At 59.8% G+C, this 14,702-nt stretch carries 12 protein-coding genes and 1 pseudogene; 8 read left to right on the top strand and 5 right to left on the bottom strand.

Going from position 1 to position 14,702, the window contains the following annotated elements; translation table 11 throughout:
- Positions 1 to 123 (top strand): annotated as a pseudogene (locus MUM_RS1000000134285) (LysR family transcriptional regulator); the annotation flags it as partial.
- Positions 124 to 267: 144 nt separating this feature from the next.
- Here MUM_RS1000000134285 and MUM_RS0122170 read toward each other — a convergent pair.
- Complete coding sequence (locus MUM_RS0122170) at positions 268 to 1,266, bottom strand: AraC family transcriptional regulator (protein ID WP_010174192.1); 999 nt, start codon at positions 1,264 to 1,266, stop codon at positions 268 to 270.
- Positions 1,267 to 1,579: 313 nt separating this feature from the next.
- Between MUM_RS0122170 and antA the strand changes: the two genes are divergently transcribed.
- The 4 genes from antA (at position 1,580) to MUM_RS0122150 (ending at position 6,154) form a co-directional block, all read left to right on the top strand.
- The gene (gene antA, locus MUM_RS0122165; protein ID WP_010174190.1) at positions 1,580 to 2,971 is read left to right on the top strand and encodes an anthranilate 1,2-dioxygenase large subunit; all 1,392 of its coding nucleotides are present in this window, start codon (positions 1,580 to 1,582) and stop codon (positions 2,969 to 2,971) included.
- A complete protein-coding gene (antB, locus tag MUM_RS0122160) occupies positions 2,971 to 3,462 on the top strand; it encodes an anthranilate 1,2-dioxygenase small subunit (protein WP_010174188.1) in 492 nt (163 codons plus the stop codon). Before antA ends, antB begins: the two co-directional genes overlap by 1 nt.
- Positions 3,463 to 3,671: 209 nt before the next feature.
- Complete coding sequence (antC, locus tag MUM_RS0122155; protein ID WP_010174185.1) at positions 3,672 to 4,679, top strand: anthranilate 1,2-dioxygenase electron transfer component AntC; 1,008 nt, start codon at positions 3,672 to 3,674, stop codon at positions 4,677 to 4,679.
- Positions 4,680 to 4,750: 71 nt separating this feature from the next.
- A complete protein-coding gene (locus MUM_RS0122150; protein WP_010174183.1) occupies positions 4,751 to 6,154 on the top strand; it encodes an amino acid permease in 1,404 nt (467 codons plus the stop codon).
- A 156-nt stretch (positions 6,155 to 6,310) separates the two neighbouring features.
- Here the strand turns inward: MUM_RS0122150 and kynA are convergent, their stop codons facing one another.
- Entirely contained in the window at positions 6,311 to 7,168 is an 858-nt protein-coding gene (gene kynA / locus MUM_RS0122145; protein ID WP_010174181.1) for a tryptophan 2,3-dioxygenase, read from the bottom strand.
- A complete protein-coding gene (gene kynB, locus MUM_RS0122140) occupies positions 7,165 to 7,815 on the bottom strand; it encodes an arylformamidase (RefSeq protein WP_029616050.1) in 651 nt (216 codons plus the stop codon). Before kynB ends, kynA begins: the two co-directional genes overlap by 4 nt.
- A 389-nt stretch (positions 7,816 to 8,204) precedes the next feature.
- On the opposite strand from kynB, the gene MUM_RS0122135 reads away from it, so the two are divergent.
- From MUM_RS0122135 to MUM_RS0122125, 3 genes are all read left to right on the top strand, one after another.
- Positions 8,205 to 8,549 carry a cupin domain-containing protein gene (locus MUM_RS0122135; RefSeq protein WP_003212331.1) on the top strand — a complete coding sequence of 115 codons (345 nt, stop codon included), beginning with the start codon at positions 8,205 to 8,207 and terminating at the stop codon, positions 8,547 to 8,549.
- Positions 8,550 to 9,108: 559 nt separating this feature from the next.
- A complete protein-coding gene (locus MUM_RS0122130) occupies positions 9,109 to 9,309 on the top strand; it encodes a hypothetical protein (RefSeq protein ID WP_010174179.1) in 201 nt (66 codons plus the stop codon).
- Positions 9,310 to 9,628: 319 nt separating this feature from the next.
- Positions 9,629 to 12,598 (top strand): UDP-N-acetylmuramoyl-tripeptide--D-alanyl-D-alanine ligase, encoded by a 2,970-nt coding sequence (locus MUM_RS0122125; protein WP_010174178.1) that lies wholly within the window; start codon positions 9,629 to 9,631, stop codon positions 12,596 to 12,598.
- Here the strand turns inward: MUM_RS0122125 and MUM_RS0122120 are convergent.
- Entirely contained in the window at positions 12,595 to 13,482 is an 888-nt protein-coding gene (locus MUM_RS0122120; RefSeq protein WP_010174177.1) for an alpha/beta hydrolase family protein, read from the bottom strand. The genes MUM_RS0122125 and MUM_RS0122120 overlap by 4 nt on opposite strands.
- A gap of 11 nt (positions 13,483 to 13,493) precedes the next feature.
- On the bottom strand, positions 13,494 to 14,684 hold the full coding sequence (locus tag MUM_RS0122115; protein WP_032882058.1) for an HlyD family efflux transporter periplasmic adaptor subunit: 1,191 nt from the start codon (positions 14,682 to 14,684) through the stop codon (positions 13,494 to 13,496).
- Positions 14,685 to 14,702 lie beyond the last annotated feature (18 nt).

Genomic DNA, 14,702 nt, shown 5'->3' with positions numbered 1-14,702 from the left:
GACATCGGCTACACGCCGGTGGTGGAAGCCACCGCCACTTCGCCGATCATTCTCAGCCGGCGGATCAATGACCAGTCGCCGGGGCTTAATCATTGCCTGCAATTGGTCGAAGAATTGATCTGAGATCTCACAACCACCACAAATCCCCTGTGGGAGCTGGCTTGCCTGCGATAGCGGTGATGCAGAAAAGAAAATGCAAGCTGATCCACCGCTATCGCAGGCAAGCCAGCTCCTACAGGGGATCTCCGTTGTTTTTGAGTAATGTGTTCAGCCACGCATGCGCCGGGCATCGTTGCGCTGAAGGGTCTGGCTGGGGGACTCATCGAATAGCTTGCGGTACTCGGCCGAGAATCGCCCCAGGTGGGTAAAGCCCCAGCCCAGGGCGATCTCGGAGATGGTGCGGGTGGAGCCGTGTTCGAGGATTTGCTGGCGCACGGCACCCAGGCGGTATTTCTTCAGATAGGCCATGGGCGACAAAGCAAAGTATTTGCGGAAGGCATCGAACAGCTTGAACCGCGACACGCCGGCCGCCGCCTCCAAGTCCTCCAGGTGCACCGCTTCCCGGGCGTTGTCGTGGATGTACTGCCGGGCCCGAATCAGATAGTGCGGCAGCTTCACCCCCAGTACGTCCCGCAGTTCTTCGGAATAGTTGTTTGGCTGGGCCAGGATCAGGCCCTTGATCAGCGAGCTTTCCAGGTCCCGGGTAAACGCCACCTGGTCATACAGCTCGCTGCTGCGTTCCAGCTCGGCGATGAAATACCGCGCCATGCGCCACCACGACGCAGAGGCGCCGTCCACCGCGTCCATCGCCGACTCAAAGCGCAGCGGCGCTTCAATCGGTCGCTGCAGCAAGCCTTCCAGGGATTCGCTCATGGCCGCGCGGGTGATCACCACTTGCAGCTTGCGGCAGTCACCCGAGATCTCCAGTACCTGATGCTCGTTGGGCGAGATGATCACGCCCTGGTCGCGATTGGAACTGAGGCGTACGCCGTTCTTGCTCAACTCCTGCTCGCCCACCAGAGGCAGGGTCAGGCTGTAGCTGCTGAAGTGCTCAGCGTCTTCGATATCGATAGTGACGTCGGTGCCGTATTCGATAATCCCCAGCGTCGTGGCGCGGGACTTGAACACATTGGCACTGTGGTGAAAACGGATGCGCTCCGGCGTCGCGGTTTGCAGCCGGTGCGGCCCGCAAATGCCGGACATCCAGCTGCAGGCGCCTTCAAGGTCGAAGCGCTCGATACGTATATCGCGTGTGTTGTTACTCATCACGGGGCACCCACGGCAATTGTGGCCGGCGCGCTCTGACGGCGCGTCCTGGTTGAATCCAGAGCAAGTTTTACGCCACGCCGGCAGCAATGCCACTGGGTGGATAGCAACCGTCGACTAAGTGGATAACCCACAGACTTTTCCGACAATCACCTTGCAAGACAGTAGCGCATTCCGCCACCGCCCTGCACCGCAGTGGGTATTTCGTGCCCAACTAAGTGGCCCACCTTCCCCCATTAACCGGATAGCCCGCCGCCCCGCCGCAGCCTCTTAATGGCCTACCCGTTTAGCCATTATCCAAAAGGTGCCTCCCATGAGTGGTGCAAGAAGCGTCGAGCAGTGGAAAAGTTTTATCGAAGGCTGCCTGGACTTTCGTCCGGTGGATGAGGTGTTCCGCATCGCCCGGGACATGTTCACCGAGCCGGAACTGTTTGATCTGGAGATGGAGCTGATCTTCGAAAAGAACTGGATCTACGCCTGTCACGAAAGCGAATTGGCCAACAAGCATGACTTCGTGACGATGCGTGCCGGGCGCCAGCCGATGATCATCACCCGCGACGGCGAAGGCCAGCTCAACGCACTGATCAACGCCTGCCAGCATCGCGGCACCACCCTGACACGGGTCGGCAAGGGCAACCAGTCCACCTTCACCTGCCCGTTCCACGCCTGGTGCTACAAGAGCGACGGCCGGCTGGTGAAGGTCAAGGCGCCGGGGGAATACCCGGAAGGCTTCGACAAGGCCACTCGCGGCCTGAAAAAGGCGCGGATCGAGAGCTACAAGGGCTTCGTGTTCATCAGCCTGGACGTGAACGGCACTAACCGCCTGGAAGACTTCCTGGGCGACGCCAAAGTGTTCTTCGACATGATGGTCGCCCAGTCGGCCACCGGTGAGCTGGAAGTACTGCCGGGCAAATCCGCCTACACCTACGACGGCAACTGGAAACTGCAAAACGAAAACGGCCTGGACGGTTATCACGTCAGCACCGTGCACTACAACTACGTGGCCACGGTGCAGCACCGCCAGCAGGTCAACACCGAGAACGGCACAGGTTCCGGCACGACCCTGGACTACAGCAAGCTCGGCGCCGGTGATGCCAACACCGACGACGGCTGGTTCGCCTTCAACAATGGCCACAGCCTGTTGTTCAGCGACATGCCCAACCCCACCGTGCGTTCGGGCTACGCCACCATTATGCCGCGCCTGGTCGAAGAACACGGCCAGCAAAAAGCCGAGTGGATGATGCACCGCCTGCGCAACCTGAACATCTACCCAAGCCTGTTCTTTCTCGACCAGATCAGCTCGCAGTTGCGGATCATCCGCCCTATCGCCTGGAACAAGACCGAGATCATCAGCCAGTGCCTGGGGGTGAAGGGCGAGTCTGACGCCGACCGTGAAAACCGCATTCGCCAGTTCGAGGATTTCTTCAACGTCTCGGGCATGGGCACGCCGGATGACCTGGTGGAATTTCGCGAAGCCCAGCGCGGCTTCCAGGGCCGCCTGGAGCGCTGGAGCGATATCTCCCGCGGCAGCCATCGCTGGGAAACCGGGCCGACGCCCAACAGCGAAGCCATCGGTATCCAGCCGGCAATGACCGGCACCGAATTCACCCACGAAGGGTTGTACGTCAACCAGCATCGCAACTGGCAGAAATTCCTGCTGGACGGGCTTGATGCCCAAGCCCTGAAACTGCGGGAGGTGGAATGATGAATGCGCAATTGCAGTACCGGATCGAGCAGTTTTTTTACCGTAAATCCGAGCTGTGCGACGCCCAGGATTGGGACGCCTATGTGCAGCTGTTTGACCCGCAGAGTGAGTTCCACCTGCCGCAGTGGGATTCGGAACACGTCTACACCCGCGACCCCAAGCGCGAGATGTCGCTGATCTACTACGCCAATCGGTCGGGGCTGGAGGATCGGGTGTTTCGCCTGCGCACCGGCAAGGCGGCGTCGGCCACGCCGATGCCGAGAACCCTGCATTTGATCAATAACGTGCGGATTGCCGAGCAGGCAGACGGGCTGCTGGAAGTGAAGCTGAACTGGCACACGCTGTTCTATCGGCTGGCGATGTCGGAGCAGTTCTACGGCAGCGCCACTTACAGCCTCAAGCCCGATGGCGACAGTTGGTTGATCACCCGCAAGCATGCGTTGTTGCTCAACGACACCATCAATTCGGTGCTGGATTTCTATCACCTGTGACAACGCGCTTTTGTGGCGAGCGCGATCCTGTGGCGAGGGGGCTTGTCCCCCGTTGGGCTGCGCAGCAGCCCCAATAAGGTAAACGCGGTCTGACAGATGGATCGCTGTACCTGGATTTGGGGCCGCTTCGCAGCCCAACGGGGGACAAGCCCCCTCACCACAAAAGCTTGCTCGTCAGGCATAACAATCAAACTCGCGGAGCTCTGCGAATGAATCACAAAGTGGCCTTCAGTTTTGCCGACGGCAAGACCCTGTTTTTCCCGGTAGGCGCCAATGAGATCCTGCTGGACGCGGCGTTGCGCAACGGCATCAAGATCCCGCTCGACTGCCGCGAAGGCGTGTGCGGCACTTGCCAGGGCCGGTGCGAGTCGGGCGAGTTCACTCAGGACTACGTGGACGAGGAAGCCCTCTCCAGCCTCGACCTGCAACAACGCAAAATGCTCAGTTGCCAGACCCGGGTTCAATCCGACGCGGCGTTTTATTTCGACTTTGATTCCAGCCTGTGCAACGCGCCGGGGCCGGTGCAGATCCGCAGCACCGTGAGCCAGGTGCAGCAGGTCTCGGCCAGCACGGCGATCCTGCACCTGCTGCTTGAGAACTCATTGGACTTTTTGCCGGGTCAATATGCCCGCCTGTCGATTCCCGGCACCGACAGTTGGCGCTCCTACTCCTTCGCCAACCGCCCGGGCAACCGGTTGCAGTTCCTGATCCGCCTGCTGCCCGATGGCGTCATGAGCAACTACATCCGCGAACGCTGCCAGGTCGGCGATGAGCTGCTGCTGGAAGCGCCACTGGGCGCTTTCTACCTGCGGCACGTCACCCAAGCGCTGGTGCTGGTGGCCGGCGGCACCGGATTGTCGGCGCTGCTGGGCATGCTCGATGAGCTGGCCGCCAACGGTTGCCAGCAGCCGGTGCACCTGTATTACGGCGTACGCGGTGCGGCAGATTTATGTGAGGCCGCACGCATAAAAGCCTACGCCGAAAAAATCCCGGGGTTTCGCTACACCGAAGTCCTCAGCGACCCGCCCTCCGACTGGCCCGGCAAACGCGGCTACCTCACTGAACATTTCGACCTGGCCGAATTGCGGGATCAATCGGCAGATATGTACGTGTGCGGGCCGCCCCCGATGGTCGAATCCATCAAACAATGGCTGCTGGATCAGGCACTTGATGACGTTCAGCTGTATTACGAAAAGTTTACCGAGAGTAATATCTGACCCCTCAGCGGTATGAGGGGCTGGTTCGGTGTGCGATCAACCCTGAAAAAAACAAGTAGAAGGGAATGTTAATGGCGGATGACATGGTTAACCCGGTGGGCCTCAAGCGTGGCCTGAAGAACCGGCATATTCAGCTGATTGCCTTGGGAGGGGCGATCGGGACCGGGCTGTTCCTCGGCTCGGCGGGCGTGCTCAAGTCGGCTGGCCCCTCGATGATCCTGGGCTATGCGGTAGCCGGTTTCATCGCGTTCCTGATCATGCGCCAGCTGGGCGAGATGATCGTCGAGGAACCGGTGGCAGGCTCCTTCAGCCACTTCGCCCACAAATACTGGGGCGGTTACGCAGGCTTCCTCGCCGGCTGGAACTACTGGGTACTCTACGTACTGGTGGGCATGGCCGAGCTGACGGCGGTGGGCAAGTACATCCAGTTCTGGTGGCCGGAGATTCCGACCTGGGTCAGCGCGGTGGTGTTCTTTGTGCTGGTCAACCTGATCAACACCCTCAACGTGAAGTTCTTCGGTGAGACCGAGTTCTGGTTTGCGATCATCAAGGTGGTGGCGATTGTCGGCATGATCGTGCTCGGCTGCTACCTGCTGTTCAGCGGCACCGGCGGCCCGCAAGCCTCGGTGAGCAACCTGTGGAGCCACGGCGGGTTCTTCCCCAATGGCGGCATGGGACTGTTGATGTCCATGGCGTTCATCATGTTCTCGTTCGGCGGCCTGGAGCTGGTGGGCATTACCGCCGCCGAAGCCAGCGAGCCACGCAAGGTGATCCCGAAGGCGATCAACCAGGTGGTGTACCGGATCCTGATTTTCTACGTCGGCGCCCTCACCGTGCTGCTGTCGCTGTACCCATGGGACCAACTGCTGCAAACCCTCGGCGCGTCGGGCGATGCCTACAGCGGCAGCCCGTTTGTGCAGATCTTTTCCTTGATCGGTAACGACACCGCCGCCCACATCCTCAACTTCGTGGTATTGACCGCGGCGCTGTCGGTGTACAACAGCGGCGTGTACTGCAACAGCCGCATGCTGTTCGGCCTGGCCGAGCAAGGCGATGCGCCCAAAGCGCTGATGAAGTTGAACAAGCAAGGCGTGCCGTTGCGTGCCCTGGGCATTTCGGCCCTGGTGACGCTGTTGTGCGTGGTGATCAACTACGTCGCGCCGCATGACGCGCTGGAGCTGTTGTTCGCGCTGGTGGTTGCTTCGCTGATGATCAACTGGGCGCTGATCAGCCTGACCCATATCAAGTTCCGCAAGGCCATGGGCGAGCAAGGCGTGGTGCCGTCGTTCAAGACCTTCTGGTTCCCGTTCAGCAACTACCTGTGCCTGGCGTTCATGCTGATGATCATCTGCGTGATGCTGGCGATTCCGGGTGTGCGGGCGTCGGTGTATGCGATTCCGGTTTGGGTCGGGATTATCTATGTGGCGTACCGGTTGCGGTTGAGCAAGGGTAAAGCCTTGGCCGCCGCACGCTAACCCTTGTAGGAGCCGGCTTGCCGGCGATGAGGACCGTAGCCTTGCGCTAACCTCAAGGCCGCTATCGCCGGCAAGCCGGCTCCTACAGGTGGCGTATTTGAGCTGTAAAAAAGCCCCGGCACTCGATGAGTGCCGGGGCTTTTTGCTGGGCCTTGATTACAGCGTGGAACGCACTCGCCACAGCTCGGGGAACAGCACGGTGTCGAGCATCTTGCGCAGGTAACCCACGCCTTCGGTGCCGCCGGTGCCCGGCTGGAAGCCGATAATCCGCTCCACGGTAGTGACATGGCGGAAGCGCCACTGACGGAAGGAATCTTCCAGGTCGATAAACTTTTCGGCCAGTTGGTACAGGTCCCAATACCGGCTCGGGTCGCGATAAACCTCGCGCCACGCCGCCTCCACAGAGTCATCGTGAACCGTCGGCGCCGTGGGGTCGCGTTCAGCGCGCTGCGGGTCGATCGCCAGTCCGGCCTTGGCCATCAGGTTGACCGCCTCGTCGTACAGCGACGGCGTGGCAATCGCCACTTTCAACTCGTTCAATAACTCCGGGCGATGGGCGTGAGGCCGCAACAGCGCCGCGCTTTTGTTACCGAGGATGAATTCGATTTCCCGGTACTGGAACGACTGGAAGCCCGACGACTGGCCCAGGTACGGACGAATCGACTTGTACTCCGACGGCGTCATGGTCGCCAGCACCGCCCAGGCGTGCACCAGTTGGTCAAAGATCCGCGACACCCGCGCCAGCATCTTGAACGCCGGCGGCAACTCACCCAGCCGCACGTGTTCGCGGGCAGCCTTGAGTTCGTGGAGCATCAGCTTCATCCACAGCTCCGAGGTCTGGTGCTGGATGATGAACAGCATCTCGTTGTGGTCCGGCGACAACGGGTGTTGGGCGCTGAGCACTTTGCCCAGGTCCAGGTAGTCGCCATAGCTCATGGACTCGGAAAAATTCAGCTCGGCGTTATGCCATTCTTCCGGCGGCTGGTAATCGGGGGAGAAAGGACACTGGCTCATCGCGGGGGCTCCTTGAGCGGGCGGAGAATGGCTCGTACCGGGCTGGCATCGAGGTTGGCAAACCGCAGCGGCAACGCGATCAACTCGTAATCGCCCTCCGGCACGTCGTCGAGGACGATGCCTTCGAGAATCGCCATGCCATGCCGGGCGACGGCGTTGTGGGAGTCCATGGTCTTGGACTGTTGCGGGTCGAGGGACGGCGTGTCGATACCGATCAGGCGCACACCGAGGCTGGCCAGCAGTTCGACGGTTTGCGGGGCGACGGCGGTAAAATTCGAATCCCAGGCCTCCAGCGGTGCCTGTTGATAAGTGCGCAACAGCACCCGCTCCGGCAGGTTATCCAGGCGGCCTTCCAACTGATGCGGTTGCACCAGCGCGCCGCTGCCCAGGCAGTGCAGCACCCGGCACGGGCCCATGTACACCTCCAGGGACACTTCGCCGATCGGCGCACCGTCAGCGCTGTAGTGCAACGGCGCGTCCACATGGGCGCCGGTGTGGGGCGACAGGGTGATGCGCCCGACATTCACCGGGCACTCGGGGCCGAACTGCCAGACCCGCTCTTCCTGAAACGGCGTATCACCCGGCCAGGTCGGGGTCGCGGTACTCAAGGGCGGGCTGATGTCCCACCACGTTTTTATTGGATTCATTTCAAGGCTCTCGGTCGTTACTGGGGTGAATGATACGAGGGCCAGCTGTAAATATTCTTGCGAATTCCAGCGCAAAGCGGGAAATCTTTCGCACTTACTGCGAGGAAATGGCTGATTGGCGCACAGATATTTCGTACTGGCTCATTCCTTCAAACAACAAATATTCCCTGTGGGAGCCGGGCTTGCCCGCGATGAGGCCGGCACAGCTTCCCCTTCCATCGCCTGACACTCCGCCATCGCGGGCAAGCCCGGCTCCCACAGGGGTTAGCGGTGACTCACGGATGTGCAAATGACTGCGCTTCCTGGCATCCCGATGTCGAGTTCAGACCATTGGCGGGCGGCCCAAGGCGATAGGGTTCGGACTTCCCTTCCTCTGCCTCGGAATCATCATGTCCAAGCCAATCACCGTACTGCGCGACACCCACCCACTGCCGGTGCTGGACGCCTGCAAATGGGAAAAACTCGAAGGCGACCCACACACCGTCAACCTCAACGCCTACACCAGCGAAGACGGCAGCAAGATCATGGGCACCTGGATCTGCACCCCGGGCAAATGGCGGGTGGAGTATGTGAAGTGGGAATACTGCCACTTCCAGGAAGGCTACTGCGTGATCACCCCGGATGGCCTGGAGCCGATCCATTTGCGGGCTGGGGATATCTTTGTGGTGGAGCCGGGGATGAAGGGGACGTGGGAAGTGGTCGAGACGGTGCGTAAGTATTTTGTGTTTGCCTGATCACTCTGCCCGGAAAGGGGTCCCTGGCCCCTTTTGCCTGAACCACGACCAGCCTCCCCTCTGATTTACAAGCCGCTTCTTCCTACCCCCCTTCCAATTACATCCCCTATTATTTGCGAATAACAAACCCTTGCATTCCAAAACAATCAATTGGTATTTTGTGACAGAATGTTGTGAGCGCCAAGTTTTTGAAAAGCCGTCATGACGTAATGCGTGAAAATACATAATCAAACTCACCAAACAGTACAACCACTACTTTAGTTATAGATAATATTGGCTTTTGACACCCCCTACAGTTTGAGATAGCTTTCTTGAAAACCGGCTATATCTGATGTTCATAGCATTATAACCCTATGATAATAAGAGCCGCGAAGAAGGTGCAGAACTTCACATTATCGCAACCTTCTCCGCACAGTGATGGAAAACGCGCATCGATTTGAATTAGACTTCCAATGAATCAATTGATCACCCCATTGGTTTGTTCTAAGGAACCTATACGTCTTCCAGCACTTACTGCACGCGGCAGTCGAGACCGCGCTTTTGTAAAAGGATCAAGAAAATGCCTGAAAAAACAACGCGTCTGACCATTCTCATCGACCATCCGACCAAGCAGCGTCTTGAGTCATTGTCTGAGGAAGTTGACCTTACTATTTCTCAGGTCATTCGCAAGCTCATTCGCGACCATCTCCAGCAGTACGAGAGCCAAATCCCTCCTTCCGTCCTGGAACCGGCGAAAGAGGATTCATCACTCTATTCCTGATATATAAGCTCGGCTGATTTGCCTTTATAAAAACACGGCACAACTTCCTCCTTATCTATCGTTCGGCGTGCAGTTTATTCGCGGAACTGCATGCCCCCCTCCTGTCCAAGTTAATGACTGGTGATGAACTATGTCTGTGAAACAGCAACTGCTTGCTTGTTATGCTCATTTGAGCAAGGAAATTAATGGGCCTGCTATATCATCAGACACTGCACCCTGTACCTTGTTTTTCTCTCTGAGCGACACTACACGGCGCGCACATGTTTTTCATGTAACGGCAGATAACTTCGAAACCGCCTGGCAAACCGGCGTACAACAAGTGCAGGACAGCTACGAACGAAACTGTGCGAAGTCGGACAACATCGCCGAACGTTCATGGATACGCGTCGAATACGCAATTAACGTAAGCCCTATCACCTGGGCCCAACTCAATGCGCGCTTCAAGCGCCACAAGCGTAATTACTTCCGGCACGGTATTGCCTTCGATGCGACGCTGCAAATTGCGATCACCGAGCAGGAACTGAATGCCAACGCGATTCTGTATGGCGGCAACGCTATCAATCACGCGACCTTCAATGCCGGAAATTTTACGGTGTATGCCAGGCGTCGTTTTACAGGGCTCAATACCGCCGACCTGATCGCCACGCTGAAACCTGAAACACCGGTGTTCATGTTCGACACGCTGGGCGTTTTTTGTGCAGAAGACGGCGTACCCCACTTGCTGAACCAGGGCCCGGCAGAAACTGGCTGGCGCACGTTGGCAGCGCTGGAGCCCGGCATGGTAAGGGCGAGCATCACCAGCGCCGCAAACTACCTGGGCGCGCAGGTGCAGGACAGCGGACAGTTCGTCTACGGCTACTTCCCGTGCTTCGACCGGGCGATAAAAAACTACAACACGTTGCGCCACGCCAGTACCACCTACTCGATGATCGAGGCCTGGGCACTGACCGGCGATGAAGCGCTTAAGTCCGCCATCGACCGCTCGCTGGCCTGCCTCACCCAGGAGCTGATCAAATCCTACGTGCTGCCCGACGCCAGCGTAGCCGCGTATCTGCTGGACACCGGTGACGAGATTAAACTGGGCGGCAATGCCGTGTGCCTGCTGGCTCTGGTCAAGTACAGCGAAGTCACCGGTACCCGCCACTATCTACCCGTGCTGGAAGCCCTGGCCAATGGCATGGCCTGGATGCAGGACGCGACCACCGGCGCTTTCGTGCATGTCTTGCATGGCCGCGACCTCGCTGTAAAAGAGGCGTTCCGGATTATCTACTACGACGGCGAAGCCGCGTTCGGGCTGATCCGCCTCTACGGCCTGACCCGCGATGAACGCTGGTTGACCGTGGTGGAAAAAGCCTTCGACTACTTCATCGAAAAAGAGCACTGGCGCGAGCACGATCACTGGCTCAGCTACTGCGTAAACGAACTGACGCGCTACCGACCTGACGAGAAGTATTTCCGCTTCGGCCTGAATAACGTTGCGGGTTACCTGGGGTTCGTGCAGCAGCGAATCACCACTTTTCCGACCCTGCTGGAATTAATGATGGCCGCGCAACAGATGCTTGAACGCATCGCCCAACAATCCGATTTGCGCCATCTGCTCACCGCGATCGATCTGCACGCGTTTTACCGAGCCCTGCATCATCGTGCGCGCTATCTGCTCAACGGGTATTTCTGGCCGGAGATGGCGATGTACTTCGCCAACCCTGCGCGCATTGTCGGTTCGTTTTTTATCCGTCACCACGCGTTCAGGGTGCGCATCGACGACGTGGAGCATTACCTTTCGGGGCTGATTGCCTACCACCGCTACCTGCTCAACGGCGCGCCGCAGGTGAGCCTGGCCCAGGATGCAGCCCCCCTCGACTGGGCCTGGGACGCCAACACCTTAGCCCGTGTGACCCACGGGACTTGGGCAAAACAGCCGCCGGCCGGCTGGTACACGTCGGGTTTGACGCCGTCCATGCAGTTTTTCAAACCGCAGCGCATGCTCAATCGGCATCCCGGCAAAGTCGGCCCCAACGAAGAGCAGTCGGCACTGCGCTGGGCTCAGGCGAGCCCTGAGCGGCGCCCTTCGGCTTTCTTGTGTGTAGACCCGACGCCCTATCTGAACAGTGGCCTGCCGGTGTTGCAGGTTGCCGACACCAGCGAGGCCATGCTGCAAATGGGTCGATACGCCAGGCAGCAATTCGCCGGCCAGGTGTTCGGCGTCACCGGCAGCTTTGGCAAAACAACTGTGGTCGCCATGCTCGCCCACGCGCTGAAACACTGGGGGGAAGTGGGGCACACCGAGGCCAACGCCAACCTGCCCCATGGCATCGCCTGGAACCTGGCGAGCATGCCCCGCCCCGCCAGATTCTGGGTACTCGAAATGGCCGTGGGCCGCATGCCGATTAACTCGGAGCTGGTGCGCCCACACATTGCTATCGTGACCGGGCTGGCTCCGGCGCACCTGGAATACCACGGCACTCTTGAGAACCTGGCGCGTAAAAAGAGCGCGATCTTCCGCTCGATGGCACCCGGCGGGCACGCGGTGCTGTGCCGTGACATGCCGCACTACGAGGTGTTCGCCCATGCCGCCGAAATGGCGCGCTTGCACGTGACCAGCTATGGCGAACATGCCGATGCCGACGTACGCCTGCTCGACGTGCGCAGCGAGGCCGACCGGGTCTGCGTCACCGCGCAACGTGGCACGCAACGGCTGAGTTTCAGCCTGAGTGCTCGTGGCCGACACATGGTGCTCAACGCGCTGGGGGTGCTCGCGTCGCTGTTCGCCGCGGGACTTGAGGCCGAGCACGCACTGGAGGTGTTGACCGGTTTCAAAGCGGTGGAAGGTCGCGGCAATATCCGCTCGATCAAGTGCACCGGCGGGCATTTCCAACTGATCAACGATGCATACAACGCCAACCCCGGTTCGATGGTCGCGGCCTTGCGTTCGATGACCGACCTGCCCGTGGCCTCACGGCACCGGGTGTTGGTGTTGGGCGACATGCTGGAACTGGGCCCCGACGCCCAGCGCTACCACCTGGACTTGGCTGACTCGCTGCGCACGGCGGCGCCCAGGCATTTGGTGCTCTGCGGGCCGCTTATGCTTGAGCTGTACCGGGAGCTACGCAACGAGCTGTCAGTGCAGTGGTTCGAGAATGCCAAGGCATTCGGCCAGGCGTTGGCACATCACCCCGATCAGTGGTTCCAGCCGGGGGATTGGGTACTGGTCAAGAGCTCCGGTGGTACCGGGTTGTCGCAGATCTGTGATTGGCTGAACACAACCGAACAGGCGGTGCCTGCGGGCTAGCCCGCGCAACCCGCAGCCGTCTTCAGGCCAATCTCATTGCGCAGTTGGTGAAACACCGCCGGCACGCCCTGCGCCTTGACCAACTGTGCACGATGCCCGGCGCGAATCAGCGCCTGGTAAAAACGTTCCTGCAACACGAATGGCGTTACCTGGTCGTCCACGCTGCCAATCACGAACAACTGCCGCGCAGGCGCGACGGCAATGCCGGCGATGTGTTCGAGGGGATCATAAGGGTGCAGTAACCCATTGGTGTCGCGTCCCGGACGCGAAGGCAGGCCTTTGCCTTGACGCAACATCTGCGCGCGCTGCACCAGGGCGAACGCCCCGGAAGTCATCACCACACACTTCATATCGGTACGCCCCAAGGTTAACAATGCCGCCGCCACCGTGGCGCCGCCGCTGTGCCCCAGCAACACAAACTGCCCGATGCTGTAGCGTTTTCGCAGTTCGTTCAGCGCGCCATCCAGCGCAATAAACTCGCGCGCCTGGCGCCGCTGCCCATGGTTACCGCTGGACCCGTAGGTACCAGGCCGCGCCACAATCACCACCGGCACGCCCGCGCGCCGGCTGAGTGCCTTGGCCTGCGTGACCTTGGCGGCCAGGCTATTGCCACGGATCGACTCGGGAGAGCGGTGCATTTCCACGTTGCGGTCGCCATGAAACATCACGATCACCACTGGCGCATGGCTCAGCACCGCCCCGGCAAAATAACGAATGCACTCATCGCCCCCGGCAAACTCAACCCAAAGTGAAGAGTCGGCCTGGTTGCAGGTCGCCTGGTCAGCCGGGGTGTTCCAAAGCAACGGTGTCGAACCGTCACTCAGGGCCCACGCGCCCGGCACACCGCTCAACAGCAGCCCCCACCACAGCGCAAACCTGATCACGGCAACCTCCCCTAGCGTTCACGCAAGGCCTCGCGCGCACGGTTCATGGGTTTGATCAAATAGTCGAGCACGGTTTTCTGGCCGGTCTTGATATCTACCGAAGCGATCATCCCCGGCACGATCGAGAACGACTTGCCGGACTTGTTTCTCAAGGTGTCGGCGTCGGTGCGAATAAACACGCGGTAGTAGAAAACTTCCGGCTTGACCTCGTCCTGGATGGTGTCTGGCGAAATGGTCACTACCTTGCCGTCCATGCCACCATAAATGGAGTAGTCGTAGGCAGTGATCTTAACCTTGGCCACTTGGTCGGGGTGGATAAAGGCGATGTCCCGCGGGGAGATGCGCGCCTCGATCAACAACTGCTCATCCAGCGGCACAATCTGCATCAAGCGCCCGTTGGGCGGGATGATCCCGCCGATGGTGGTGACCTCAATGCCCTTGACGATACCGCGCACCGGCGAGCGCAGGGTCAGGCGAGTCACCGAATCCGAGCGCCCGCGCATGACCGACGACAGCGTCTCGACGTCGGCGTTGACCTTGGCCAGGTCCTCACCGGCCCGTACCATGTACTCGGAGCGAGCCTGGGTCAGCTTCAACTCCAACTCGGCCTTTTGGCGCTTGAGACGCAGCACTTCAACGTTGCTGGCGGCGCCGACCTTGGCCAGGTTTTCAGTAATTTCCAGCTCGCTGCGCACCAGCCCGAGGGACGAACGCACGCCGGCCAACGACTCTTCAAGGCCCTTGCGCCGTGTGTTGAACAGGTCGGTTTCGGCGCGTACCAGTGCCGGGTAACGCTCAAGCTCCGGCGGGAACACCAACGGCTTGCCATCTACCTCAGCCTGCAAACGCGCGACGCTGGCCAGCGACGCCCGGTATTTGGAGGCACTTTCGTCAAAGTTGGATTCGGTTTTGGTCGGGTCAAGCTTGGCTAACGTCTGGCCATTTTTGACAATATCGCCCTCAGCCACATTCAACTCAGTGACGATGCCACCTTCCAGCGACTGGATAATTTGCTCTCGCGAGGTCGGGATGACTTTGCCGCTGCCCGTCGAGACTTCGTCCACTTCAAAAAAGTAAGCCCAGGCACCAAACGCAATCAGCATGACAAACACCCAACCCACCACACGCGTGGCGCGTACCACGGTGTGCTCGTCCACGCCGTCGTGGCTATGCCGGGCGCCTTCGTCTTCGGTGGCGAGCAGGGGAATGGTTTTCGGCGC

This window comes from Pseudomonas sp. PAMC 25886, assembly GCF_000242655.1.
Taxonomy (GTDB): Bacteria; Pseudomonadota; Gammaproteobacteria; order Pseudomonadales; family Pseudomonadaceae; genus Aquipseudomonas.
This window is presented reverse-complemented; position numbering and strand designations above follow the sequence as displayed.

What these genes read in the sequence shown, in the direction of transcription:
- MUM_RS0122135 (WP_003212331.1), top strand. Translation starts at nt 8,205, where the DNA reads ATGTCCAAGCCAATCACCGTACTGCGCGACACCCACCCACTGCCGGTG.
- antA (WP_010174190.1), top strand. Translation starts at nt 1,580, where the DNA reads ATGAGTGGTGCAAGAAGCGTCGAGCAGTGGAAAAGTTTTATCGAAGGC.
- MUM_RS0122130 (WP_010174179.1), top strand. Translation starts at nt 9,109, where the DNA reads ATGCCTGAAAAAACAACGCGTCTGACCATTCTCATCGACCATCCGACC.
- antB (WP_010174188.1), top strand. Translation starts at nt 2,971, where the DNA reads ATGAATGCGCAATTGCAGTACCGGATCGAGCAGTTTTTTTACCGTAAA.
- kynA (WP_010174181.1), bottom strand. Translation starts at nt 7,168, where the DNA reads ATGAGCCAGTGTCCTTTCTCCCCCGATTACCAGCCGCCGGAAGAATGG.
- kynB (WP_029616050.1), bottom strand. Translation starts at nt 7,815, where the DNA reads ATGAATCCAATAAAAACGTGGTGGGACATCAGCCCGCCCTTGAGTACC.
- MUM_RS0122170 (WP_010174192.1), bottom strand. Translation starts at nt 1,266, where the DNA reads ATGAGTAACAACACACGCGATATACGTATCGAGCGCTTCGACCTTGAA.
- MUM_RS0122150 (WP_010174183.1), top strand. Translation starts at nt 4,751, where the DNA reads ATGGCGGATGACATGGTTAACCCGGTGGGCCTCAAGCGTGGCCTGAAG.
- antC (WP_010174185.1), top strand. Translation starts at nt 3,672, where the DNA reads ATGAATCACAAAGTGGCCTTCAGTTTTGCCGACGGCAAGACCCTGTTT.